Source organism: Paenibacillus sp. FSL R10-2788 (assembly GCF_038003885.1).
Taxonomy (GTDB): Bacteria; Bacillota; Bacilli; order Paenibacillales; family Paenibacillaceae; genus Paenibacillus_AQ; species Paenibacillus_AQ odorifer.
Genome location: NZ_JBBOQA010000001.1, coordinates 3,176,332 through 3,200,099, shown reverse-complemented (window position 1 = coordinate 3,200,099; position 23,768 = coordinate 3,176,332). Strand labels below are relative to the sequence as shown.

28 protein-coding genes are annotated in these 23,768 nt (G+C 40.3%); 4 read left to right on the top strand and 24 right to left on the bottom strand.

Features of this window, described 5'->3' with window-relative positions; translation table 11 throughout:
- Positions 1–150: 150 nt before the first annotated feature.
- Positions 151–1,203, top strand: coding sequence for a 2,3-butanediol dehydrogenase (locus NSQ50_RS14265; RefSeq protein WP_036678113.1), 1,053 nt, complete (start codon positions 151–153; stop codon positions 1,201–1,203).
- A gap of 692 nt (positions 1,204–1,895) precedes the next feature.
- Here the strand turns inward: NSQ50_RS14265 and NSQ50_RS14260 are convergent.
- Entirely contained in the window at positions 1,896–2,483 is a 588-nt protein-coding gene (locus NSQ50_RS14260; RefSeq protein ID WP_254848863.1) for a GNAT family N-acetyltransferase, read from the bottom strand.
- 5 nt (positions 2,484–2,488) lie between these two features.
- A complete protein-coding gene (locus NSQ50_RS14255; RefSeq protein WP_036678119.1) occupies positions 2,489–3,169 on the bottom strand; it encodes an HAD family hydrolase in 681 nt (226 codons plus the stop codon).
- Positions 3,170–3,298: 129 nt separating this feature from the next.
- Between NSQ50_RS14255 and NSQ50_RS14250 the strand changes: the two genes are divergently transcribed.
- Complete coding sequence (locus NSQ50_RS14250; protein ID WP_076222600.1) at positions 3,299–3,793, top strand: DUF6803 family protein; 495 nt, start codon at positions 3,299–3,301, stop codon at positions 3,791–3,793.
- 78 nt (positions 3,794–3,871) lie between these two features.
- On the opposite strand, the gene NSQ50_RS14245 is transcribed toward NSQ50_RS14250, so the two are convergent.
- On the bottom strand, positions 3,872–5,320 hold the full coding sequence (locus tag NSQ50_RS14245; protein ID WP_038570799.1) for an MDR family MFS transporter: 1,449 nt from the start codon (positions 5,318–5,320) through the stop codon (positions 3,872–3,874).
- 153 nt (positions 5,321–5,473) lie between these two features.
- Between NSQ50_RS14245 and NSQ50_RS14240 the strand changes: the two genes are divergently transcribed.
- Positions 5,474–6,022, top strand: a complete 549-nt coding sequence (locus tag NSQ50_RS14240) for a PadR family transcriptional regulator (RefSeq protein WP_076099308.1) — start codon at positions 5,474–5,476, stop codon at positions 6,020–6,022.
- A 64-nt stretch (positions 6,023–6,086) separates the two neighbouring features.
- On the opposite strand, the gene NSQ50_RS14235 is transcribed toward NSQ50_RS14240, so the two are convergent.
- From NSQ50_RS14235 to msrA, 4 genes are all read right to left on the bottom strand, one after another.
- The gene (locus tag NSQ50_RS14235) at positions 6,087–7,484 is read right to left on the bottom strand and encodes a sensor histidine kinase (protein WP_038570796.1); all 1,398 of its coding nucleotides are present in this window, start codon (positions 7,482–7,484) and stop codon (positions 6,087–6,089) included.
- On the bottom strand, positions 7,481–8,188 hold the full coding sequence (locus NSQ50_RS14230) for a response regulator transcription factor (RefSeq protein ID WP_176462543.1): 708 nt from the start codon (positions 8,186–8,188) through the stop codon (positions 7,481–7,483). Before NSQ50_RS14230 ends, NSQ50_RS14235 begins: the two co-directional genes overlap by 4 nt.
- 97 nt (positions 8,189–8,285) lie before the next feature.
- Complete coding sequence (locus NSQ50_RS14225; protein ID WP_076222602.1) at positions 8,286–9,476, bottom strand: ArsR family transcriptional regulator; 1,191 nt, start codon at positions 9,474–9,476, stop codon at positions 8,286–8,288.
- A 167-nt stretch (positions 9,477–9,643) separates the two neighbouring features.
- Positions 9,644–10,156, bottom strand: a complete 513-nt coding sequence (gene msrA, locus NSQ50_RS14220; protein WP_036678131.1) for a peptide-methionine (S)-S-oxide reductase MsrA — start codon at positions 10,154–10,156, stop codon at positions 9,644–9,646.
- 161 nt (positions 10,157–10,317) lie between these two features.
- Between msrA and NSQ50_RS14215 the strand changes: the two genes are divergently transcribed.
- Entirely contained in the window at positions 10,318–11,226 is a 909-nt protein-coding gene (locus NSQ50_RS14215; protein WP_076213268.1) for an aldo/keto reductase, read from the top strand.
- A gap of 334 nt (positions 11,227–11,560) precedes the next feature.
- Here NSQ50_RS14215 and NSQ50_RS14210 read toward each other — a convergent pair whose 3' ends face one another.
- The 17 genes from NSQ50_RS14210 to NSQ50_RS14130 all read right to left on the bottom strand — a co-directional run bounded on the left by NSQ50_RS14210 (position 11,561) and on the right by NSQ50_RS14130 (position 23,706).
- Positions 11,561–12,253 (bottom strand): class I SAM-dependent methyltransferase, encoded by a 693-nt coding sequence (locus tag NSQ50_RS14210; RefSeq protein WP_036678136.1) that lies wholly within the window; start codon positions 12,251–12,253, stop codon positions 11,561–11,563.
- A gap of 108 nt (positions 12,254–12,361) precedes the next feature.
- On the bottom strand, positions 12,362–12,760 hold the full coding sequence (locus tag NSQ50_RS14205) for an RrF2 family transcriptional regulator (protein WP_036678138.1): 399 nt from the start codon (positions 12,758–12,760) through the stop codon (positions 12,362–12,364).
- A gap of 104 nt (positions 12,761–12,864) precedes the next feature.
- Complete coding sequence (locus tag NSQ50_RS14200) at positions 12,865–13,950, bottom strand: CHAP domain-containing protein (protein ID WP_256716980.1); 1,086 nt, start codon at positions 13,948–13,950, stop codon at positions 12,865–12,867.
- 75 nt (positions 13,951–14,025) lie between these two features.
- Positions 14,026–14,715: a hypothetical protein gene (locus tag NSQ50_RS14195; RefSeq protein ID WP_036678141.1), complete on the bottom strand. Its 690-nt coding sequence runs from the start codon at positions 14,713–14,715 to the stop codon at positions 14,026–14,028.
- A gap of 1 nt (position 14,716) precedes the next feature.
- A complete protein-coding gene (locus NSQ50_RS14190) occupies positions 14,717–16,105 on the bottom strand; it encodes a serine hydrolase domain-containing protein (protein ID WP_051491007.1) in 1,389 nt (462 codons plus the stop codon).
- A gap of 34 nt (positions 16,106–16,139) precedes the next feature.
- Positions 16,140–16,529 (bottom strand): GNAT family N-acetyltransferase, encoded by a 390-nt coding sequence (locus NSQ50_RS14185; protein ID WP_076222604.1) that lies wholly within the window; start codon positions 16,527–16,529, stop codon positions 16,140–16,142.
- Between the two features lie 102 nt (positions 16,530–16,631).
- Positions 16,632–17,024 (bottom strand): hypothetical protein, encoded by a 393-nt coding sequence (locus tag NSQ50_RS14180; RefSeq protein WP_076222606.1) that lies wholly within the window; start codon positions 17,022–17,024, stop codon positions 16,632–16,634.
- Positions 17,025–17,072: 48 nt separating this feature from the next.
- Positions 17,073–17,309 carry a DUF3977 family protein gene (locus NSQ50_RS14175; protein WP_076141673.1) on the bottom strand — a complete coding sequence of 79 codons (237 nt, stop codon included), beginning with the start codon at positions 17,307–17,309 and terminating at the stop codon, positions 17,073–17,075.
- 29 nt (positions 17,310–17,338) lie between these two features.
- Positions 17,339–17,854: a GNAT family N-acetyltransferase gene (locus NSQ50_RS14170; RefSeq protein ID WP_036678147.1), complete on the bottom strand. Its 516-nt coding sequence runs from the start codon at positions 17,852–17,854 to the stop codon at positions 17,339–17,341.
- A gap of 150 nt (positions 17,855–18,004) precedes the next feature.
- Positions 18,005–18,661 (bottom strand): CatB-related O-acetyltransferase, encoded by a 657-nt coding sequence (locus NSQ50_RS14165; protein WP_036678149.1) that lies wholly within the window; start codon positions 18,659–18,661, stop codon positions 18,005–18,007.
- A gap of 183 nt (positions 18,662–18,844) precedes the next feature.
- Complete coding sequence (locus NSQ50_RS14160; protein WP_036678152.1) at positions 18,845–19,621, bottom strand: DUF817 domain-containing protein; 777 nt, start codon at positions 19,619–19,621, stop codon at positions 18,845–18,847.
- Positions 19,622–19,623: 2 nt separating this feature from the next.
- Entirely contained in the window at positions 19,624–19,839 is a 216-nt protein-coding gene (locus tag NSQ50_RS14155; protein ID WP_036678155.1) for a helix-turn-helix domain-containing protein, read from the bottom strand.
- A gap of 10 nt (positions 19,840–19,849) precedes the next feature.
- Positions 19,850–20,332: a DUF2975 domain-containing protein gene (locus tag NSQ50_RS14150; protein ID WP_036678158.1), complete on the bottom strand. Its 483-nt coding sequence runs from the start codon at positions 20,330–20,332 to the stop codon at positions 19,850–19,852.
- 208 nt (positions 20,333–20,540) lie between these two features.
- The gene (locus tag NSQ50_RS14145; RefSeq protein WP_076222608.1) at positions 20,541–21,740 is read right to left on the bottom strand and encodes a hypothetical protein; all 1,200 of its coding nucleotides are present in this window, start codon (positions 21,738–21,740) and stop codon (positions 20,541–20,543) included.
- 24 nt (positions 21,741–21,764) lie between these two features.
- Positions 21,765–22,610 carry a hypothetical protein gene (locus NSQ50_RS14140; protein ID WP_076222611.1) on the bottom strand — a complete coding sequence of 282 codons (846 nt, stop codon included), beginning with the start codon at positions 22,608–22,610 and terminating at the stop codon, positions 21,765–21,767.
- Positions 22,607–23,293, bottom strand: a complete 687-nt coding sequence (locus NSQ50_RS14135) for an ATP-binding cassette domain-containing protein (protein WP_076222613.1) — start codon at positions 23,291–23,293, stop codon at positions 22,607–22,609. The genes NSQ50_RS14140 and NSQ50_RS14135 overlap by 4 nt, the downstream gene beginning before the upstream one ends.
- Positions 23,290–23,706, bottom strand: coding sequence for a GntR family transcriptional regulator (locus tag NSQ50_RS14130; RefSeq protein ID WP_036678170.1), 417 nt, complete (start codon positions 23,704–23,706; stop codon positions 23,290–23,292). The genes NSQ50_RS14135 and NSQ50_RS14130 overlap by 4 nt, the downstream gene beginning before the upstream one ends.
- Positions 23,707–23,768: the final 62 nt, after the last annotated feature.

Below are 23,768 nucleotides of genomic sequence, written 5' to 3'. Positions count from 1 at the left end.
AATATTTCACTAATTTTTGATATTAATATTTTCATTATTTAAATTTGACAATATGAAAATTATGTGACATATTTGTTCTCGGAAACGTTTCCTCTTTTCCAGAAATAAAACACTATTTATTATCAATTATTAATCTAGGAGATGAATGATATGCAAGCATTAAGATGGCATAACGTCAAAGATCTACGGTTAGAAACGATTGAAGAACCAGCAGCCCTTGAAGGAAAAGTGAAAATCAAAATCGAATGGTGCGGAATTTGTGGCAGCGATCTTCATGAATATGTAGCCGGCCCTATTTTCATCCCCCAAGGTACTGATCATCCCCTTACTGGTGAAAAAGCTCCAGTCGTAATGGGACATGAATTTTCTGGACAAATCGTAGAAGTAGGTAAAGGCGTTAGCAAGTTTAATGTTGGTGATCGCGTCGTCGTCGAGCCTGTTTTTGCATGTGGTGAATGTGTGGCTTGTCGACAAGGTAAATATAATCTTTGTGAAAAAATGGGCTTCCTAGGTTTGGCTGGTGGTGGCGGTGGATTCTCAGAATACGTCGCAGCAGACCAACATATGGTGCACAAAATTCCAGACAGCTTATCCTATGAACAAGGTGCTCTCGTGGAACCTTCTGCCGTTGCTCTACACGCTGTTCGTTCCAGTCAACTAAAGGTTGGAGATAAAGCTGTAGTATTCGGTGCTGGCCCAATCGGTTTGCTGGTCATTGAAGCTTTGAAAGCATCCGGTGCAGCGGAAATCTATGTTGTAGAACTTTCTGAAGAACGTAAGAGTAAAGCTGAAGAACTCGGTGGTATTGTAATCGATCCTAAACAATATGATGTGGTCGAAGAAATTCAAAAACGTACCGATGGTGGCGTAGATGTTGCTTTTGAAGTCACTGGCGTCCCTCCCGTTCTAACCCAAGCCATTAATTCCACTAAATTGAGTGGACAAATCATGATCGTTAGTATTTTCGAAAAAGATGCTACGATTACTCCAAACAATATCGTACTTAAAGAACGCAACTTAACTGGTATAATCGGATACCGTGATGTTTTCCCAGCTGTAATTAGCTTGATGGAACAAGGGTACTTCCCTGCTGAGAAGCTTGTTACTAAGAGAATTAAACTGAATGAAGTGATTGATCACGGGTTTGAGGCACTTTTGAAAGAAAAAAATCAAGTGAAAATCCTTGTAAGTCCTAAACAATAACCATAAGCAGCCTATTGGCTGAATCATAAAAGAAGGCGCTGCCCCAAGCAGCTCTTTCTAGAATTTGTAGCGGTCTCTGTTATTAAAAAACAACCAGGCAGCGATACTCCGGGAATTGGAGTATCGCTGCCTGGTGTTTTTGATCTGTGGCGGGTCTTAAGCAAATTTATGGGCAAATCCTTATACACTCTGATTTAACCCGCTTAAACATCCGCTGATCCACCAAAGTATAATTGTCCACACACTATGCAGGAGTTGCCAAGTCTGATGCTCTTGAGGGATCCTTTCGGAACGTCCGTAGCTTCCGTTGTATCCCCTCTTAGTACACTTCTAGCACCTAATTTAAAGGATTTGAATGAGATAATGGAGAGTGATATAGGGTAAATGTGAAATAACTGCATTCTGTGCACTTATTCCGGATGAAAAAGCAACTATACTTGTTTTAATTGTATTCTGTACAATTAAAAACCTAAAAATCCACCTATAAGGGAGTAAATGAGGAATATAGATGTACTAAATACAGTTATATCTATGACCCAACCAATTAAGGAATTATAGTTGTACAAAATACAATTAAACGCTCGCTCTGCTTCAACAAATTGCTTCCAACGCCACTCTGATTCATCTATTCTAGATGAAGTCTAGCTCCCTATGGAACAACCCCTAGCCCGTTTGTTTGCTTCTATCTATATTTATGCGTATTTGTCATTTATCAAATAATGCAGATTCTCTTTTACAGCAGGCCATTCGGTATCCAATATGCTAAAGACCACATTATCATGAATCGATCCGTCAGACTTGATTCTATGCTTGCGCAGAACTCCTTCTTTAACCGCCCCAATTCGTTCTACTGCTCTTTGTGACCTCAAGTTGTTCGCGACCACTGTAAATTCTACACGGATCAGCTTTAGTTCTTCAAAACAATAGTGTAGCAGCAGCGACTTGCCCTCTGTGTTCACACTAGTTCTCCAATAATCAGGCGAGATCCAGGTACATCCGATTTCCGCATTGCGATGAACCAAATCCGGATGCATAATCCTTGTGGTTCCGATAATTCGCTCCGTTGCTTTATCAATGATAGTAAAGGTAATTTGTGAACCGTTCTTTTGATTCGCTAAAGCTGTTGAGATTAATCCTTGCACCTGCTCGTCCGACGTTATTTTTCGCCAGGTAAATTCCCAGATGTCTGGATTTCTTAACACTCTCGCCAATCCTTCTGCATGACTTTCATCTATTGGAACCAGCTTAATCGATTTCCCGTCAAGTATTTCAGTATTCATAACACTCATTTGGTGCACCGTTCTCTCAATGAAATATGCTGAATGATATCTGCAATTTCTTCCACACGAAAGGCGATATGGTCTGCTCCGGCTTGTTCAAGCTCTTCCTTGGGACCATAACCAAAAGTCACTCCAATAGATTCGACACCACAGCCAATAGCACCGATCATATCATGCTTACGATCTCCTATCATTACCGCTTCCTCTGGATGTATGTCATTCTCATCAAGCACGTACTGAATAACCTCTTGCTTCTTAGAACGGGTACCGTCCAGATTACTTCCTCCGATATGTTTGAAATAATGATCGAGCTTATAATGCTCAAGAATCTGTGCTGCAAAAACAGTCGGTTTGGAGGTTGCTACATACAATGAGTATCCATTCGTCTTAAGTCCCTCCAGCAATTGGGGTATACCTTCAATCACCATATTCTCAAATAATCCCGTGGCACTGTAACGCTCCCGGTAAAAAGCAACCGCTTGAAGCGCTTGTTCCTCAGTGAAATGGTGCAGCTCGATAAATGAATCATATAACGGAGGACCTATGTAAGGAAGAAGCTCATCCAAATGTTCGATCTGTATATCAAATTTGTTCAAAGCGTATTCTACGCTTTTGGTAATGCCTTCTTTGGGGTCTGTTAAAGTACCATCTAAATCAAATAAAATGTTTTGTAATCCTCTTCCCACGGTTGTCTTGCTCCCCTCGACTGTTATTATTGCATATATTTATCATACCTTCGTTTCCACATACTTTCCACATACTTCTCGAATACGATAAGTAACCGAAGCTATTACATATTATCGGAGGAGTATCTTATGAACATGACGCATTACATGTCTTTGCTAGCGGACAACCAGCCTTGGAACTTGATTATATTCATGGCAATCCCCTTGATTTTCGCTGAGACGATTACCATTACAGAGTTTATTATTTTATTCACCAAGAACCTAAAAGGCCCACTACGATCCTTCAACAAAGTCTGCAGCATACTCGCAGGGTTATATTTCACAGGGGTATTCCTTTACTTGTTCCCAACTGCGTTTATTCCTTTGTCTGTGAATGGTGAATGGCACACATGGGTAGATATCGTAGCCGTGGGCTTCTATTTAAGCGGAGTACTCTTCTTATTGCCACTGGCTTTGTTAGATCTTGATCTGATTGCCCGTAAACGATCGGAAGAGCACAAGATGAAGCTGCATTTTCTGCTAATTAGTGGCTTCTTGGTCGTGGCGCATATAGCGATGATATTTGGGATGATTAATCCGGAAATTGTGGGCAGTATGGGTGGAATGGGCGATATGATGCATTAAAGTTTATTAACATAACGTAATCTAAGTCAAAAAGCAGATCAAGGATAAAACCTTGATCTGCTTTTTGTCTCGTACCGGTTATCCCGCGCTTTGTACAGTTACCACAGTACGCTTCTTGCGTAATAAAAACATCAGCGGAAATCCAAACAACACGATAATGGAACCTACCACAAAAACATCATTCACACCCATCGTGAACGATAGTAAACGTATCGAATCTGTATTACTTGCACCGGAGCTGATCAACTCTTTAGAGTGGAGTAAAGATCTACTCGACAACAGGGAGGTGAATACTGCAATCCCAAGTGAGCTTAACACATTGCGGACCCAGTTGTTGATCGACGTAGCATGCCCAGACCATTCGACGGGAATTTCCTCCATTGAGGCTGTACTGCTTGGAACATTGGCTAGTCCAATGCCGAGATTACGAACGACCATCGCCCACATAATAAAGCTATAAGATATGTTCGTTTGCAGCCGACTAAGCATGAATAAACCGATGAATATAAATAAAATACCCGCAGAAATCAACTTCACAGGTCCGAACTTTGGATACAGCTTACCTACGATTGGACTCAGTAAGGCAAGGAGGATCGAGGACGGCAATAAAATCAGCCCTGTTTTAAGCGTTGTAGCCCCTTCTACCGTTTGTAAGAACAAAGGGGTTAAATAGGTTCCGGCATACATCGCAATCGTAACCAAACTATAGATACTAAGCATGGCGGTAAAACGGCGATTACGGAATACACGCAAATTCAGCAGAGGCACCTCCGCCTTCAGCTCGCGCAAAACAAACAAAATTAACAACACAACCCCCAAAAGGATTAACGATAAAGTTTTCCATGAAGTCCATCCCCAGCTGTTGCCTTGGCTAAATGCGGTTAATAACGATAAACTACCGAGGACAACGGTGAGGAAACCAGGAATATCAAATGACTTCGGAATATTCATTCGATAATATGGGATTAACGTTAGGGTTAGAATAACAGCTATAATTCCAATAGGAATGTTAATTAAGAATAACCAATGCCAGCTGGCATATTGGAGCAGCCAACCGCTAAACGTCGGACCTATGGCTGGCGCGACCATCGCGGATAGCGACCAGAGGCTTACAGCAAACGGTCTGCGTTCTCCCGGAATTACTTGAAATATGATGGTCATCGTACAAGCCATAATGAGACCGCTGCACGAACCCTGAAGCATCCGAAATACAATTAATGATGTTGGATCCCATGCCAAAGCACAAAGCAAAGAGAACATGGTGAATCCCATCAAGGCGAAAAGATAAAGCCTTTTGTAGCTGAATCTTCCTCCGAGATATCCGGCGAGTGGTGCGGTTACTCCTGTCGCCAGCATAAAGCCCGTGACCATCCATTGCATGGTGTTCAGACTCGTATTGAAATGATCCATTAAAAGAGGAACAGCAATGTTGATCGTCGTTGTACTTAAGACAGAGACGAAATTTCCGAAGAATATGGCAATCATGATCGGCCAAAAATGTATTTTGCTTGCTTGATTTTCTTCCATGCTTCCCCTCCTCATTATTTTTTATATGTCTACTTTTACATATATAAGGTGACTTGAATAATGTTATAATCGTATGATCAATATGTCAATGATGACATATCCCCGAAAAATTCAATGAAAACGGATTTATAATAACTGGAGGGCTTTATAGTAATGAATACACTGTCTTATGGACTTCTAGCTTTACTTAGCGCTAACTCATTGTCTGGATATGAATTAACTCAGAATATCAAGCCGCTCTGGCGTGCTGGACATAGTCAAATCTACCCTCTATTAATGAGCATGGAGCAACAAGGTTATATCACCTTTAAGCTCATTGAACAGACCGACAAACCGGATAAAAAAGAATACTCCATTACGGAAGCAGGACTGAAGCAATTGCGGCAATGGGTGGAAACTCCTGCTGAGCCTCCGGTGCTGCGGGATGAACTGCATTTTAAGCTGTATAGCTTATGGCTATCCAACCCGGCAGAAGCCAAGGACCTATTACTAAAACGTGCAGAGTTTTGTAAGAGTGAGTTGGAGCGATACAAGGTTTTGCTCAAAGCAAACGAAGTGTTGCGTGATGAACGCGGTGAGACTCGTGAGTTAAAAGCCACAACTTTTGGACGTTATTTACTGATCCGCAAACGTGTGCTTGATATGGAGAGCTCTATACAATTTTGTGAATGGGCACTTGAAGAGCTTGAGTCGAATAAATAACATTATAAACAAGCAAAAAAAGAGACCTCATTTTGTATATGATGAAGTCTCTTTTCACTTACATTTATTCGGATTTAGATAGATTCAATAGTTGCACCTCGCAACGAGTACCCGCTCCAGGCTGACTTATCATTCGAATCTTGCCTCCATGCAATTCCACCAGCTTTTTAACAATGGAAAGTCCCAGACCTGAACCGCCGTATTGTCTTGAACGTGATTTCTCTACCCGGTAGAAACGCTCGAAGATATAGGGAAGCTCTTCCTCAGGAATACCTATTCCTGTATCTTCAACTATTAGAGTTGCAGCATCCGCTGCAAATTCCATATGAACAATAATCTCGCCTTCATCCGTATAACGAATTGCATTTTCCAGAAGGTTCATAATAATCTGTTCCATACGTTTTTGATCTCCACGGATCATATACGCATCTCCGCTAAGCTGAAGCTTCAGCAGTAACCCCTTCTCCTTTGCTTTCAGTTCAACTCTGCGCACGGCTTGTTCCGCTAGCTGACTGAGATCGATCCACTCTTGGGTAAGAGTAACCTTTCCTTCCTCCATCTTTGCCAGTTCAAATAAATCATCCACAAGATGCTGGAGCCGATGTGCTTCCTGATGAATGATATCCAAGTATAGATCTCTTTCCCCTTCGGTCTCGTAAAGTCCATCTTTTATTACCTTGGTATACCCCTCCAAATATGTAATGGGCGTTCTCAGCTCATGTGAGATATTTGCCAGAAATTCCTGACGTGTATCCCTGTATCGTTGCAGATCGACAGCCAGATCATTTATAGCCTCTGCCAAAAAACCAATCTCATCGTTGCTACGTATAGAAAGTCTCGTTTCCAGCTCGCCAGCCGCGATTTTCCGGGTTGCCTTTTGCATCTTGATCAGAGGTCTGGACAAAATCATGGCGATCACACCAGTGATCCCTATAGCCAATATAAAAGCCCCTATTCCTGCAATCAGCAGCAGATTCCGGATGGAAGCCAAAGATTGCTTCATACTCTCTGTAGAGGACATTACATAAAGTACAGACTGAGTTGTATCCCCCTCCATTATTGGTTTTCCAATGATAAAATAAGAATGTCCAGCAGGATCTTTATACTCAAAATCAACACTTTTCCCAGCGAAAATCCGGCTAACATCCGAAGCTTGGATGAATGAACGATCCGAACGATCATGTACACCCGAGTGGAGTATCACATTGCCATCCTTCGAGATATTAAAGATACTGACATCCGAAAATTCTGCAAAGGTACTCATCATCTGCTCATTTGAACTATCCTGCGATTCCGCCATTCCGATAAAATGTGAGGTGAGTTCCTCCGTCTCTTTTTGCATCTCGTTGTAATAGAAGCTTGTAAACATCCGGTCTATAGTAATTCCAAGAACAAGCAAAACTACTAAAAAAACAGACATTATAATATAACCAAGCTTAAGTCCGATGATGTTATTTTTCATACCAGATTACCTGGAGCGTGAAATTTATAACCTAACCCCCACACTGTTTGAACCGGATTATAGGAGAGGCCTGCCTTATGCAATTTCTCACGGATATTCTTAATATGGGTGTCGATAACACGATTCTCCCCCTCATAATTATTCCCCCATAATCGTTCCACCAGTTCTTCTCTCGTAAAAACCCGGGTAGTGTTTTGCGCCAAAGTAGCCAGTAAATCAAACTCCTTGAGAGTGAATTCAATGGATGTATCCTGAATATGTACCTCCCTAGCTTCTGGGTATATTTTAAAATCAGGGTATGTGAGCACCTTATCCTGAGGTTGGTGGGCAAATGTAAGTGTTGAACGCCGCAGCAGAGAATAAATCCTAGCCACTAATTCTTCCGGCTCAAACGGTTTAGTAAGATAATCATCTGCTCCTATACCGAGACCACGTACCTTATCCTTGGTTTCAGAACGTGCGGTTAGCATTAGAATTGGGATAGAGCTTGTCTCCCTCACCAGCTTGCAGACCTGCCAGCCATCCATATCCGGCATCATCACATCCAGCAAGATTAGGTCAAAGCTGTGTTGTTTCAACAGTTGGAGTGCCTCATGACCCGTTGACGCCTCTTTTGTAGACATCCCTTCTTTACTTAAATAAATCCGCAATAAATTCCGCATGTTCCATTCATCATCTACGATCAGTATCTGTAGCTTATTCAAGCCGTTCACCCTCTTTATGACCTAGTTCTTCTCATTATACAAAAAAATACAGAACAAGCCGACATCATCCCTAAATGATGCCAGCCTGTGATTATGGTTAGTGGCCGGAATGCGGATTGCCTCCTGCAGCAGGTGAGATTTCTAGCATATCATCAATTTCACTTTGTGCTCGCTCATTTATTGCAAGGTTATCTCCAGTTATCCAAGCATGATTGTAAGGACCTTCCGCTGGTGAATCTTGAAATTTAGGTTGAAGCTCCATCATATACTCCATTACTGAATCTGGCAGCCCGTCTTTTTCTGTAAAAATAAGCGGCGCATGTTTCCCCAAATGGGAAAACGGCGCAGCGGCGATAGCGAGCATCGTTGAATCCGTGGTTAACAAAGACAGGTTATGACCGGGTGTAGTGATTCCCCAGCCGAATCCGTTATTGGCATCCTTAAAACTTGCAAAAGCTATAGCGTTCTTAAAAACATCTTGTCCAGCTATACGGGTAACTGTTCCGTATTCTTTTAATTGCTTTTCTACATCTGCTGAGACAATGTCTTCTGGTCCTAGGATATAAATAGTTGCACTACCTCCACGTTCTTTTAAAGCCTCGACCGTTGAGTTAGGAATTTCGTCTTTGGTTACATAGAGTAGAGGTTCCGGCATATGTGCGATCCAATTCACTGCTGGCAGCGTGTACTCAGGGCTATCCATAGAACCAATTATGACCGACTTTGGAAGTTCGCCGGCTGCTTTAGCGTAATAAGTATCTATAGCCTGAGCTACAGCCGCTGGCTCATCCCCTTCTATCCGGTCTACTTTTAAATCAATGGCCTTTAATTGTTGTTCTACATTAGATGCCATAGGCCCAACAAGCACTACCTGAACCCCATTATTGCCATCAGCACCTATTGGATTCAGTCGCTTAAGTTCTGCGAGGGTAACCTCAGGAACCCCATCTTTTGTGGTATACAGGACGGGGCCGTTACTGGGATGATGAATCAAATCTGCACTAACTGCGGCAATCTGCCAATTACTCACATCCGTCAAAACTACACTTGAGGGTCTATTATTCTTTGTTTGCGCAGTCCATAAAGTCTGAGAAACTAACACTGCGGCTTGAATCGGATCTGAAGTGTTAATGCGAGTAGTATTCTTCGTAGCTATCCAAGGTGGCTCCACCGTTGCAGAACTAGCATGCGAATTAACCTTAGATGGAACATTATTGCCTGATTGGCAGCTTGTTATCACTGTACTCAAAAGCAAACTAACGGCAACAAATGGTATGATTTTTTTCATCCTAAACCCTCCTGTGTGATGTTCTCGCTTGATTTAGAGTAGTTTAGTCTACAAATGTGTGGAAAGTATGTAGAATTTAAAATAAATAAAATTTGTATATAATGCAAAAAGAGCATCCCGTAAGCCATGTATGACTCAGGATGCTCTTGGTCTAGATTTTTCAATGCTTACCAGTGTTTTGCGATAAAAGTATCCCGACCGGATTGCTCCCGATCTTCTTTGTAGTGCTTAGGATTCTTATGATGATAATCCTGATGATACTCTTCTGCACGATAAAAAGTTGGCGCCGGAAGAATTTCCGTAACGACTGGACCGGAGAATCTGCCGCTGCCCGCAACCTGTTCTTTCGAGGCAAGAGCCGCTAACCGCTGTTCTTCATTATAATAGAAGATAGCTGTCCGGTACTGAGTCCCTCGATCCTGGAATTGTCCACCATCATCGGTAGGGTCAATCTGAGGCCAATATAATTCAAGCAGCTTCTCGTATGAAAAAAGCGCTGGATCAAACGTAATCTGCACAACCTCGTAATGCCCCGTTGTTCCGGTTTTGACTTCTTCGTAGGTTGGATTCTCAGTTAACCCTCCCGCATATCCCGATACAATTCCATGAATGCCTGGTAATTCCTCAAACGGTGTCACCATGCACCAAAAACATCCGCCTGCAAACATCGCTTGTTCCATATGATCAAATCTCTCCCTATCTATCTTCATCTAATAAATAATATATGCTATGACGATAAAGCCAAAAGATCATAAAGTCAATGGAAGTCAGCAGCACCATTAGAATTCAAATCTCCAAAACGTTATAATATAACAACAACAGAAGTAGAAAGGAATGCGCTATGAGAAAAAATCGTTTAGGACAATCCGATTTGCATGTAAGTGAAATAGGACTTGGCTGTATGTCTTTGGGTACGGATGAGGCGAAAGCCATTTCCATTGTTCATGAAGCACTCGATCAAGGAATCAATTTTGTTGATACAGCAGATCTTTATGATGAGGGCCGTAATGAAGAGATTATTGGCAAAGCCATTCGTCAACGTCGACAGGATGTAATCCTGACCACAAAAGTTGGCAACCGCAGAATTCCCGGTCAAGAAGGCTGGAGCTGGGACCCTTCAAAAGCCTATATTAAAAATGCAGTCAAAGATAGTCTTAAACGGCTGCAAACGGATTACATCGATCTATACCAGCTGCATGGCGGCACTATTGAAGATCCAATTGACGAAACGATTGAAGCTTTTGAAGAACTTAAGCAAGAGGGTCTTATCCGCTATTATGGGATCTCTTCTATTCGTCCTAATGTAATTAGAGAATATGTGAAAAAATCAAATATTGTAAGTGTTATGAGCCAATATAGCATTTTAGATCGACGTCCTGAGGAAGAAATCCTTCCTCTGCTAGCTAAGCATGGAATTAGCATGATCGCACGCGGACCTTTAGCAGGGGGCATTCTATCAGAGCGTGGCCGCAGCAAGGCGGAAAAGAATTACTTAGATTACAGTAGTGAGGAACTTCTGAATTTGCATGATCGGCTTTCACAGGAAACTAGTGACTCTCGCAATCTTGCACAAACAGCGCTGCATTATCCACTAGCTAATCCATCTGTAGCCGTTATTATTCCTGGGGCAAGCAGTCTGGAGCAATTAAAAAGCAATGTAATGGCTGCTGATGTAGCTCCACTCACTTCGGAGGAACTTGCAGACATTCAGCAGATGAGCAAAGCAAATCGTTACAAGCTTCATGTATAGATTAGTCACTTTCGTTAAAAACAATGGGGTGTCCATAGCCATACAATGGCTGTTGGGCACCCTTACTTTTTGAATCTAACTGATCGCTGATCTAATCCTTAAACTTGGTTTGATTAGATATTATTCACACGAACGAAGCCGCTATAGGACACAGTTGACCTTATGCGCTACTTTTTACTATATTAAGGGTGCTCGCGGACTCCATAGCCGCTATGAGCTTGATAATCACCATATATCATCCTCTATTTAAGGAATAGCAGCACTGGAGTCCGAAATCATGCTCCAAAGGCTAAATATATGCAAATAACGTCATCTGAGTCCGAAAGTATTCAAGTCACCCCGCGTGACACATCCAGCCTGCCATAATTCCAGTAGAATAAAATCGAGTGATTCTCGTGAAGCCTGATTCTTTCAATAACTCTTCAATTTGTTTTTCAGGAAGAAAAGAAATTTTCGTAATATTGCTACTTACATTATCAAACGCTTCGGGAGATTCATACCCTGCAACCCAAAAGCTTTTCCATACATTTATTCTGTCGTGGAGTTCAGGATCATCCAAATCTCCATATGCACTTACGAGAACAAATGGAGCACCCGGTTTCAGATTATCCTTTATGGAGCGAAGCAATTTCAATTTTTCTTGAACATCATGAATGAAGTGAAGGACCAAAATACAACTTGCCACATCGAACTTTGAGTCCTGCTGAGGAAGATCATCGATTGTCCCAGGAATCAGACTGACACGGCTCTCTAAGCCCAGTTCATCTATCTTTAACTTCGCGATCTTAAGCATATCTTCCGAAGGATCCACTCCAGTAAATGTCCAGTTTGGGTTAGATGGACCCCATGCCGAAAATTCATTTCCTCCCCCCGCACCGACCACGAGCAAAGATACAGGGATGTCACCTAATTCGAAGCGAAAATAAGATTGGATCATCGAAAATAATGAATCATAAGAGGGAATCGAAATACGAGTTGTTTTTTCATAGGTCGCCCTCTTGGCATTTAATTTTTGCTCATCAGTCATTGTAATCATCCTCCATTGTTTTAAACTTCACATTTTAGTATCAAAACCCACATTAAAGTTATTACGGATTTATATTATCTCTAATAAGCCCGAAAAAAGAACGGATCTTTACTCCGTCTTCATCGTTTTTGCCAAATCTGCAATTTTCGTGTTCTCTAAGTACTGCTCCATCTGTCGCTCAGCGTCAATCACAACCTGTTGAATCAGACATTCACTTCCGTGATCTAGACTGCATTCAAAAAAGGAAGCCGTTCCTTCGATTGCATGGATAATATCCAAAAAAGAGATTTCTTCCGACTTGCGTCTGAGACGATAACCACCATTAGCGCCAGGTGCAGATTGAATTAATCCAGCCTTCACTAGCTTAGTCATCATTTTGGACAGATAGGTTTGGGAAACACCCAGCTTCTCAGCAAGCAATTGAACACCCACCGGCTTATCAGACGCCACCGTCACCATATAGAGCATTGCATGAAGTGCATAATCTGTCGCTTGGGAATATTTCATTCAGCACCTCCATTAACGACTTTAGAAATCTATGATAACTCTAACATTTTTAAAAGGCAAGTATATAATTCCTACACTCGCCCATTAAGCAATCTTCTTCATCCTCAACTAATTGGAGTATACTCTCCATTAAACTCAAATTCATAGTCATTAGCGATACGGATATAGCCATATACGCAATCCCAGCGATCTCTGTAGAAAACACTGGAATAATTCTGATTATCCCTATTTCCTTCAGCAACTAAGATCTCTTTGTCATCGCATGCTAAAACAATACCTGTATGATCGTGAGGGTCATTAGTTAGCAATTTTTCATAAATCACAATATCACCACGTTGAGGAGTAAACCCCTCTTGCCCGTCAAAATAAAAAAATGCGGTCTCAGGTAGTTGCGCCCACTCTAACCATGCCCCTACGCCAGCTAATCGAAAATCAGCATTCGGATATCGAATCGGCAGCAGAAAGCCAGCTTGCATACAGCAGTAATATACAAATGCTGCGCACCAATTGTTTTGTAATACTTTATAAATCCCTTGGTCAGGCCAATATTTACAGATTTCTCGATATCGTTCGTTTCCTGGTATTCCAACAATGTTTTCTTTTCCAAATGCTTCAGCAATATTAGCCAACTTGCCTCGTTTATCCGTAGGCTGGTGAACTTCAGCCCCGCTACTGTAATCTATCTCTTCCAAAAAATCCTCTGGAATCGTCATTTCACGAAGTACATTCCGAAGCCTATTCGTGTCCTGTTGTGTTACATTACAGTCCCTATTCTGCAAATGTAATTGTAGAACTTGAGCATCCTTTAGAATCTCTTCATAGGGACCCTTAACTTTATTCCTATCCCCTTGATGGAAGATCGCCTTTAGAATTTGAGTCAGCTCTTCATTGGTGAACATATTCAAGTCTCTTAATAAAGGCCTTACGGTATCTGCACTGTTGGGACCTGGAAAATCCTTGACTCCGGTTTTGAAGAAATAATAATTATGAAGCAGTCCTATAATGGCTGCCAATTCCTGATTTTGTTCTCTTTTCATGGCAAGCAATGAAGCGAAGCTAGACACTCCGTACAGGTGAACACACGCTTCCTGTTTCCGTTGTTCGCTACCTAAAGACATGATCATTTCTTGAACCAGCACACGCACACTATCGAGGCGCTGGTTCACTTTTGTTATCAGTCGTTGAGTCACTGGAAACCTTCCCCTCCGTTACTGCTCAGCTGTAATAATACCAAAGCTAAAACTGACATAAATTTTTTTATCAATTCAGTCCCTAAAGACTACCTTTTTCTGTCCATCCTTGACGAATTCCACACCAAAATAATCGGTATTACCGTTCGCCCCGAATTCAGCGATCCGAGCATCAGGCTTACTCTCAAAGTGAATGTTATGTTTAATATTAGATCTTGGTAACAATGTAATCTCTTGCGGCTGAACCTCTGCGAATGACCAAATCCCTTGAGAATTACCATACTCTCGAAAGATTGGACGAATCATAACGGTTTCATTTTGCCCGCCATAGTTGATTAGCCTGATTGTACATTGAACCTTCACTATATCCTCTTGAGTACCGTACATACAGTGCGAATCTTTTTCCAGAAAATCCACAACTTCAATTCCTTCATTGTTCATATTCACAAGATAATACAATCGTTCTGTTAGAAATGGATATAACGTAATGAAAATGATGATAGCAAGCAAAACGGTTCTACCTACATATTTTTTATAACGCTGTCTAAAGTGCTTTATAGTTAAACTCCCACTGACGATTAACATAATGATCCCGAATATCGCTGAGTAATGTAAACCATGGTTTGTCGCAGGCTCGCTCCAAGGCGGAATTCCAATGGTTCTGAAGAGGTAATCCCCAAACATAGTCCCCTGATGTGTGATTCCCACAAAAACTAAAGAAAACAGCAAAAATAAAACAGCCATCCATCCTTTACCCTTGATCATTTCATCCCTCCCAACCAATAACAGTTATGTCTTCTCTATCCTCCAAGGAAAGATTCCTATGCATATGCAATTCAATTTTTTTACCGCTAAAACTCAAGGTGTAATCAACTACGTAAGGGGTTTCAATGTAATATACCGTGAGGATTAATTTAGAATCAGCATATTGCCAGCTTGCAGATGTACAAACTTCCTGCTCACTAAGGGATAAGTCTTTAATAAATAAACATTTTGCATTGGCAGGCTTTAAAAAATTGAAGTTAAATTCATCTAAATGATCGTCGTAAAGTAAAGAAAAACTAAGGTGATCTTCTTCAAACTTCAGTATTAATTCTTTAATTTTATGCTTATTATCTTCAAAGATATAAATTCCACTGTACGATCTATAATCTACTCTAACTATCCTGTCTACTAAGGAGATAAATGTAGGAGATTTAATAATGTTAGAAACATCCGTTGACCAATCATGGTTCAGTAAATTTGCATATATGATATCTAAAAAATCCTGTAACTTCTTCATCTCGGTAAAACTTGAAGTTGCAGCAATCACAATCTCTCGACTCGGATCAATGAAACACAATTGACCAAAAGCTCCATTCCCCATCTTACATCCATTCCTGCACATAAAGAACTGATAACCATATCCGTTTGACCAATCAGCCTTATTTTGTCCCCAACGATTATCGCTTTGTTCATTTAGCGCCAGCTTTAAATAATCTTCAGAAACAATTCTACAGCTATTGTAAACTCCTTGATTGAGGAGCATCTGGCCAAATTTCGCAATTCCATCTGTTGGTATGCTTAGTCCCATTCCACCAGCAACAATTCCTAACGGGCAAGTCTCCCATTCCGGTCTTTCTATGTCCAATGGGGCAAATAATCTTGGCATTAGAAAATCAACAAGATTCTCTCCAGTCGTCTTTTCGATAATAGCCGAAACCATATAAGTGGCGTGTGTATTGTAATTGTAATAACTTCCCGGTTCATCTTCTACGTCCAAAGCTAAAAAGGCACGAACCCAATCATTTTGCTTGGCTATCGCACCATATATATTATTGTTATGTCCTGTATTCATGGAAAGAAGATGATGTATCGTCATCTTATCTAAATTAGGTGAAATTGAGCTAGGAAGCTGATCCGGGAAAAAAGAAACCACTTTATCCGTTAATTCAAAATAACCGTTATCCCATGCTATGCCTGCTGCAATAGATGTAAAGCTCTTACTCAGAGAAAATAAAACCTGGGGAACGTTTTTGCGGTACGGTTGACGATAAAACTCGGTAATAACTTCTCCCTTACGCAATAGCATAAAAGTATTAACCGGTAAATCAGATCGTTCAAGTTCTTCATAAAACTTAGACAGCGCTTGGGTCAAATTCTCTGGATTATCCATTTAAACCTCGCTTGTCGTTATATTTTTGAGTTTTTTAATAATTCTCAGGTGGAGCGCTAAGTCTCGTGTCAGGTCTAAAATACTTGATATAGTTGTGGTACATTTCCGTTTCTTTAAACCCAAGACTCTCATATAAGGCTTTCGCAAAATTCCCCTTCACTACTTCAAGTATGGCCTTATCTTCACCTCTACTAATGATTTCATTAATAAGAAATTTCACAAAAGATCTTCCATAACCTCGTGATTGATGTTCTATCGAAATAGCAACCATACTTATTTTATTTCCTGCTATCTTGCCTACTGCTACTATCGTTTCATCAACTATCATTACAAACATATTATCTTTATTCTCCGCATACTGTTCCCGTTCCCATTCCACAGGTTTATAAAAAAATGAGGGATACATACCTACACGTTGACGCATATGATAAAAAGCTAATTCGCAAACTCTGTCCCATTCAAAGTAATCCTTTTCCTCATAATTTCTAACCAGGATATTCTCTGAAGGAAAGGGAGCGCCTGTTCGTTACATATTATAGATGGCAAAGTATACGCGATAATTATTTTTTTCCAAAACGCTGATTAATTGAGCATTGCTAGAAAGAACATTGAATACTGTATGCTCTACTGTTTCATTATGTATAAGCATGTTTTCATATTCTTCTATAAGCTTGGAGCCGACTTCCATTGTGTCATACTCATTATTAACAAACAGGATTGCTTGTGGTTTTCTTCCAAACCCGTTAAATGAAAGAAAGCCTATGGATGTATCATTCATAATGGCAACCACAATGTTCTCTCTGTTGCTTTCTTCATTTTGATAAAAACTCTTTAATAAATCCTTATTGTGAAGTAACATATGTTCAATTTGCGCCTTATCTCTTTGCGGACTATATTTTTGTATTAAAAATGAGTTCATCTTGCTCCTCCATTTGTTCATTTAGACGGCAACCTTGTCATACTTAACCTAAAGACTTGTTATACCAAAAATAATCTTCAACGTTTTACGACTCTTCTTACTTATTTTCAAGCCTTGTCTTAAGTCTAGAATGATTACGGTTTTGCCAATCCAAACTCTAAAATATAACGAGCGGAACTTTACCGGTTTCACTATGCCTTTTTCTTCATATTCCGTTCCATCCTCTAACTCCGTTTCAGTTCTAATAAGCCATGTATTGCCAAGACCAAATTCGATATACTTCAGAATCTATCTCCCCCGTACAAGAGCTGCTTTTATTGCTCAATAGTTTTTATTAGATAAAGGCAGAGATCATCGTCCACACAAACATGTGCCCCAGGCTCAACAGGCTTATTATCGTACATGATTCCCCGCCCATCAGGGATAAAACCACGCTTTATATACATCCGTTGTGCGGTTCCATAGTCAGCGTATAATCCAAATCCAATACCAATAGTATTAGATATAGTAAAAGCATCTTTTTCAAGAGCTTCAATTAATACACTTCCTACCCCACGTTTCCTAAATGGCGGGATGACGTCAAAGTTTTGAATTTCAGGTATATTATTCTCTGCAAAATAAGGATATTCCGACCTGTATACCACATGTCCCCATCCAACAAACTCATTTTCACAAAAAGCTAAAATTGTAACTCGCTTTTCATTTTGATTTTCTTGCCAACAACGCTGGACATAATCAAGAGGTTGGCTTACGTCATGCTCAGATAACCCCGTATGTATAATAGCAATATCGTTTTGTGTCATTCGACGGATTTGTAAAGGTAAGGCCATAATATAATTTCCTCCTAACTTATTAAATGAGTCCATTCCTATATTAACATACTAATTAGGATTAATCTGGTAAAAAACGATTATTGTTAAACTACCCTGTCAGATAAAAGAACAGGCTGCAGAATATACCGGCAGCCTGTTCTGATTTTGTTATTTTTTTATTTCTTTAAGGTAAAAGTCATATAATTGATCAATAGATGAGCTTGAAAAGATAGACGTGGCTTGTTCAATTTTCTCGCGTTTCCAATCGAACCAGCACATTTCCTTTAACTTTTCGATTTCTTGATCTGTAAACCGTTGCTTGATCACTTTAGCAGGATTGCCGCCCACTATCGTATACGGTGGGACATCCTTTACAACAACTGATCCTGCCGCAACAATAGCACCTTCGCCTATTTTCACACCGGGCATAATCATTGCATTCATCCCAATCCAGGCATCACTTGCAATGATTGTATCCCCTTTGGATTGGTAAGAGTTTGCAATCTGATCTACAAAAGGATACACGGTGATCCATTCAGGATGATGATTGTGATTCCCACCCATGAGAATAATTACACCACTAGCAATACAAACATAATTTCCTATAATCAATTTATCTAAATGCCAACCATAATCTTCACTGGGATTAAACAACTTTCTTGATTGTTCATCACCCCAAAGGTATCTAACACACCCATCTTCAAAATCAAGATTATCGTAATAACCAGAGTAGTAAGAGTACTCTCCTACCTCAATCATTGGGTTGGTGACAATATCCTTTAAATACTTAATTTCAGACCAGTGGCTGAACTGATGTTGTTTCATTTTCTTTCCCTCGCTTCTAAGTAATGTAATTCATTTATACTTAGAAGCTTGATGCAGTAGCGACATTCTTAAACCTTTTCAAACGACGAACCATCGTCCTCATCCTTTTCCTAATTGATGCCGTCATTGTAACAAACGATGATTTGTTCGTCAAATCAACCCTATTGTCCGAACTCAGCTCAATTATGAATTTATCTGATTACGGCTAGCCTTAACATGTTTAAGCTGGGCAACTATAATGACGCTAATGATCACTAGAAGGAACCACGAACTGATCTTACTGAAACTAACCAGTTGCCACGTTTGATATTGATCAGGATATTTCCATGCATTAAAAAATGTAGCGATATTTTCAGCTAACCAGATAAAAAATCCCACAATAAAAAAGGCCAGTATCAAGGGCATTCGATAGGTAACCGTCCGTACCCTATAAATGATCCATGTTTTCCAGAAGACAACAACCACAAGCGCTGTCAGCCACCAACGAAAATCAGGAATGAAATGATGTGTGAAAAAATTTAAATAGATGGCTCCTCCCAACAATCCCGCTGAAGCAAGCCCCGGCCAACCGGTCATATCCATTTTCAATCTTCGCCATATCTGGCACATAAAGCTTGCGACACTTGCATACATAAATCCACTATAGAGGGGTACACCAAACACCTTCGTAAACCCTGGCTCAGGGTATGCCCATGAACCCATCTTTACCTTATAGATTTCCAGCAATAAACCAATAACGTGGAACACACAGATTACTTTTATTTCATCCAGTGTCTCTAATCCAGTACGGTACATGAGGTACTGCACTGTAAGCAGTATTAGAAGAATGGCATCATAACGGTAAAGAAAAGGCATTTCTATTATGTTAGAAAGAGCTAAAGTCCCAAAAATCGCAATAGGAAATATGCAACTCATCGCCTGATGATATCCAAAATGCAGCAATTGTGTTATTGACTTCATTCTTAACTTTCCTCATCATTTTTGTATTCTAATAGATCTCCAGGCTGACATTCCAAAGCCTTACAAATTGCCTCTAACGTTGATAATCGCACCGCTTTTGCTTTTCCATTTTTCAATATAGAAAGGTTAGCCATTGTTATTCCAACTCTCTCCGAAAGCTCAGTAACACTCATTTTTCTTTTAGCCAGCATCACGTCGATATTAATTATAATCGCCATTGTTTTCACCTCAGACAGTTAAGTCATTTTCTGATTTTATATCAATAGCTTCTTTTAAAAGCTTTTGTAGAACTGCAGCAAAAACGGCAATCACCATGGAGGCAAAAATGATAATCAAACCGATGACTATAATCCCGGGGGCATCATCTTTCTCCGCCATGAGGTAAAAGAGTGGCATACCAACTACATATAAGCAACTGATGATGATTGCACAATATTTTATTTTCTTTAAAACCTGTACAGACATTTCCGAGAAAGCATTGTTCTTGTCAATATAGCCTAACAGTTTAAAAGCTTGATACAGTGCAAAGTAAAAAGGTATCGCCGAGGCATACAAATCAATGGCAAGGAGATATTTCAATAAACTATAATCCGGATACAGTTCTGCTGCGAAACTCGCTATCTCCGGCACCACAAATATGCACAAAGCAAGCACCGGGATACCTATAAGAATAACCGCTGCCCTTAAAAAAAGTGTTGATCCTCTTTCCATAAAAAACACACCTCACAGATTTATTGTGAATTGAATTTATCACATTATTTATCGTTTTACAATATATTTTAATCGAAATACAGTTATTATTGGCTGTTTTATAATTTTCGACTAAAAGGCCGAGCTAATTGACTATTAGAAGTCATTAGCTCGGCCTTGGTACCTTTTCATATCTCTTTATCTCTATTTTTCTATTCTACAAATAATTCTAATACTGACCGAGATCGATAAAATTCAAATCCATGTTAGTTTCATCTTCAGCCTGATTTGCAGCCTCCGTTGATACTACTTTTCCTTCGTATTCAAGGTTACCGCTTGTCAAATTGAATACATATAGACGATTACCTTTGAAATTCTTATAACCCACAATATAGAGATAGTTTTGTTTAAAATCATAGGTAATGTTTTCACTTAAATCTATATTTGTATTCTTCAAAGTAGTCTCATATTCTTTACTCACGAGATCGTAAGAAATAACAGTAAATCCTATATTCTCCTTACCCGATACAGCTTTTTGCAGGAAATAAATTTTCTGTCCATACGCATTCATAATATTATTCAATAACATTTCATGCCCTTGGAACGCGAGCGGCGAGATTTGTCCTGTTGCAACATCTACTTGATATGCCTTTTTATGATTATCTTTACTAACCGTTAAAATCCATTGATCCGTGTGATCCAGATTTTGATTGGCTAACCTAACGAATTGATTATCCCCATTTGCTGCTTCAGATTTAGCTCCTGGTAACACGAGCGGCTCATTTGTAATCTCCTTTGTTGTTAGATTAACACGGATAATCTGCGGTTCAGATACATAACCTTTGGCGCTGTGATTCAAAAACACCATTGCAACAAGCTCTTGATCAACAAGCTGTACATTTTGTACATACATATCTGAAACATCATGATCTACATTGATATCGGATGTGATTTCCAGCGTATTGTTCTTCTGCTTGTTAAGCACAGAAATACTGAGCTTAGCATTTTTCTTCGCTGAAGGATCATTGGATTGCTGCTTATCTACGGTCCAATTCACGTAAGCAAGCATATCCTGATTTTCATAAAACCCAGCTAAGTTCTTCTTTCCACGCATGAACTGACGATGCTGATCCCTCCATTTATCCAATTGTGTGTTCACTGGTCTTCGGTTTAAGCTTTGGCTGATCGTTAACTTTTCATCTGGATAATCTGTACCATTTGTAGTGATATTAGCTCGTTTGATGCCAAAAACACTATCCTTAGTCAGATAATTTCCGTATAAAGCTATATCTTCAACGAGAGAAGCATCCCCTTGAACCATCGTCAGCTTATAATTAGGTGGTGTCTCTTGTGAAGCCTGTACATAATACATCCCGATTGTAACAACCGCGAACACTACAAGAACGGCGGTAACCATATATTTTCTCATTCCTTAACCTCCATTCCCCTTCAATTATACCGATATTTTCTTATGCAATAGATACAAGCTGTACCAAAGCGAACCTCCAGCAATAATCACTATTAATCCGAGACAAGCACCTAAGATTTCTCCGGGATAGAAGTAGCTATCGTATCTGCTATAACCCATAAGATAGGGTATTGAGGCTAATCCAGCTAGAACCGCTAAGTATAATACGATAAAGCCGATCCCTTTCAGTCTGTAGCTCCGCTCCATTAGAATCGCTGTGAACAAGACGATCAAGCCCGTAATGCCCAGTCCATAATATAGAACAAACTCAGAAAAGTAGGGCGGAACCAGTACTCTAAGCACAGTAGGATACTTCAAATAATCAAATACCGAGATGTTCCGATATAGTTCAGCAGGAAGAATCGACTGTGCTATCAAACGCTCCAGTGGCACAAGCACAATTTGCAGGGCAACAAGTCCAAATGCGAATAGCAAGATCGTAACCAGCTTGGCAAAATACAAATTCGCCCGATTGGATGGCAAGGTGAGCAGGCGATATACTATCGTATTTTTACCTCTCCAGTCACGGTACCAGATGAAGCAGCTATATATTAGTAACACTGTTATGCTCAAGAATATGGGTCCGAAATATAGAAGTCCATTATAGCGAGCATACATCATACTGTTTAGCTGAATATATCCAGTCACATTGTGATATTGCTCAAGCGTCCATTGATTCACTCTCATTGCCTCATTCGCAGAATCCAGCCAATGATTAGCACCGATGGTGACTGCTGCAAGCTGCAAGGCAACTGTCAGCACCATGAGTCCAATATATATTTTGGCAAATCGGTTCATTTCAAAATTCAATAGCTTCACAAAAGCTCTCATTTCATGTACACCTCTCTCATTACGTCCGTAATGGACTTACCTTCCTGCTCGCGAACTTCTTCACAGTAGAATTCACGCTCTACCTTCCCGTGCTGTAGCAAGACCGCTTTATCAATTAAATGCTCAATATCGTTAATTTCATGAGTTGTAATAATCACACCACGGTCCTCGATCAATTCACTCGTGAACACATCAGTAATTTGCTCGCGGCTGAACATATCAATCCCCGAGAACGGTTCGTCCATTAGGATGTAATCACAATCCAAGGCTAGTCCCAGCAACAAATTTACCTTCGCAGCCATCCCCTTCGACAATGAGGATACGCGATCCGAAGAGCTCAGTTGGAAGAACTTAAGCAATTCCTTTGCACGTTCAGCGTTCCAATTCCGATAAAAGTCAGCCATAAAGATCAAGCAATCAGCAATTCGCATATTGGAGGGCATCGTTAACGAATCTGGAATAAAAGTGATTTTCTCATACATCACATGTGTTAGTGATACATTATCGATTAAGACTTCACCTTTGTATGGTGTCAGTCCCATGATGGACTTCAGCACCGTTGACTTCCCGGCACCATTGATTCCGATCAGGCAGGTAATCTCTCCTTTGGCAGCAGTGAAGCTAACGCCATTAAGTACCTTCTTGAATCCATAATTCTTCACCATCTGATTCACTTGGATCATCTTGTGTCACCATCCTCTGGAGATAACTTTCGCTCGGATGTATATTTTGTCTTTATGATATCTACCAGTTCTTCAACTGGAATTTGAATATTCTGAATGGAGCTGATGAATATATCCACTGCACTTTCGATTAATTCAGCTCGAATCGAGTTAAGTATTTGCTGATCCTGTGTAATTCGGCTCGGGGAATTCCCTTCTGTTACGATCAAACCCTGTTCCTCCATTTCCTTATATGCCTTCTGCGCCGTGTTCGCATTAATCTTCATTACTGATGCAAGTTCACGCCGTGAAGGAATTTTGTCTCCCGCTCCGATTTGCCCTGTGGCGATCTGTTCCTTGAAATGACGCACAACTTGAATATATACCGGCTCACGAATATTAAAGCTGACGCCTGATTTCTGTTCTTCTGTCATACAACCAACTCCATATACTAAGTGTGTGTACTAAGTGGTTCATACATCTTATTTATGTACTA

Coding starts and splice junctions, on each gene's coding strand:
- NSQ50_RS14265 (WP_036678113.1), top strand. CDS start 151: ATGCAAGCATTAAGATGGCATAACGTCAAAGATCTACGGTTAGAAACG.
- NSQ50_RS14260 (WP_254848863.1), bottom strand. CDS start 2,483: ATGAATACTGAAATACTTGACGGGAAATCGATTAAGCTGGTTCCAATA.
- NSQ50_RS14250 (WP_076222600.1), top strand. CDS start 3,299: ATGAACATGACGCATTACATGTCTTTGCTAGCGGACAACCAGCCTTGG.
- NSQ50_RS14245 (WP_038570799.1), bottom strand. CDS start 5,320: ATGGAAGAAAATCAAGCAAGCAAAATACATTTTTGGCCGATCATGATT.
- NSQ50_RS14240 (WP_076099308.1), top strand. CDS start 5,474: ATGAATACACTGTCTTATGGACTTCTAGCTTTACTTAGCGCTAACTCA.
- NSQ50_RS14235 (WP_038570796.1), bottom strand. CDS start 7,484: ATGAAAAATAACATCATCGGACTTAAGCTTGGTTATATTATAATGTCT.
- NSQ50_RS14225 (WP_076222602.1), bottom strand. CDS start 9,476: ATGAAAAAAATCATACCATTTGTTGCCGTTAGTTTGCTTTTGAGTACA.
- msrA (WP_036678131.1), bottom strand. CDS start 10,156: ATGGAACAAGCGATGTTTGCAGGCGGATGTTTTTGGTGCATGGTGACA.
- NSQ50_RS14215 (WP_076213268.1), top strand. CDS start 10,318: ATGAGAAAAAATCGTTTAGGACAATCCGATTTGCATGTAAGTGAAATA.
- NSQ50_RS14210 (WP_036678136.1), bottom strand. CDS start 12,253: ATGACTGATGAGCAAAAATTAAATGCCAAGAGGGCGACCTATGAAAAA.
- NSQ50_RS14205 (WP_036678138.1), bottom strand. CDS start 12,760: ATGAAATATTCCCAAGCGACAGATTATGCACTTCATGCAATGCTCTAT.
- NSQ50_RS14195 (WP_036678141.1), bottom strand. CDS start 14,715: ATGATCAAGGGTAAAGGATGGATGGCTGTTTTATTTTTGCTGTTTTCT.
- NSQ50_RS14190 (WP_051491007.1), bottom strand. CDS start 16,105: ATGGATAATCCAGAGAATTTGACCCAAGCGCTGTCTAAGTTTTATGAA.
- NSQ50_RS14185 (WP_076222604.1), bottom strand. CDS start 16,529: ATGCGTCAACGTGTAGGTATGTATCCCTCATTTTTTTATAAACCTGTG.
- NSQ50_RS14180 (WP_076222606.1), bottom strand. CDS start 17,024: ATGAACTCATTTTTAATACAAAAATATAGTCCGCAAAGAGATAAGGCG.
- NSQ50_RS14170 (WP_036678147.1), bottom strand. CDS start 17,854: ATGGCCTTACCTTTACAAATCCGTCGAATGACACAAAACGATATTGCT.
- NSQ50_RS14165 (WP_036678149.1), bottom strand. CDS start 18,661: ATGAAACAACATCAGTTCAGCCACTGGTCTGAAATTAAGTATTTAAAG.
- NSQ50_RS14160 (WP_036678152.1), bottom strand. CDS start 19,621: ATGAAGTCAATAACACAATTGCTGCATTTTGGATATCATCAGGCGATG.
- NSQ50_RS14155 (WP_036678155.1), bottom strand. CDS start 19,839: ATGGCGATTATAATTAATATCGACGTGATGCTGGCTAAAAGAAAAATG.
- NSQ50_RS14150 (WP_036678158.1), bottom strand. CDS start 20,332: ATGGAAAGAGGATCAACACTTTTTTTAAGGGCAGCGGTTATTCTTATA.
- NSQ50_RS14145 (WP_076222608.1), bottom strand. CDS start 21,740: ATGAGAAAATATATGGTTACCGCCGTTCTTGTAGTGTTCGCGGTTGTT.
- NSQ50_RS14140 (WP_076222611.1), bottom strand. CDS start 22,610: ATGAGAGCTTTTGTGAAGCTATTGAATTTTGAAATGAACCGATTTGCC.
- NSQ50_RS14135 (WP_076222613.1), bottom strand. CDS start 23,293: ATGATCCAAGTGAATCAGATGGTGAAGAATTATGGATTCAAGAAGGTA.
- NSQ50_RS14130 (WP_036678170.1), bottom strand. CDS start 23,706: ATGACAGAAGAACAGAAATCAGGCGTCAGCTTTAATATTCGTGAGCCG.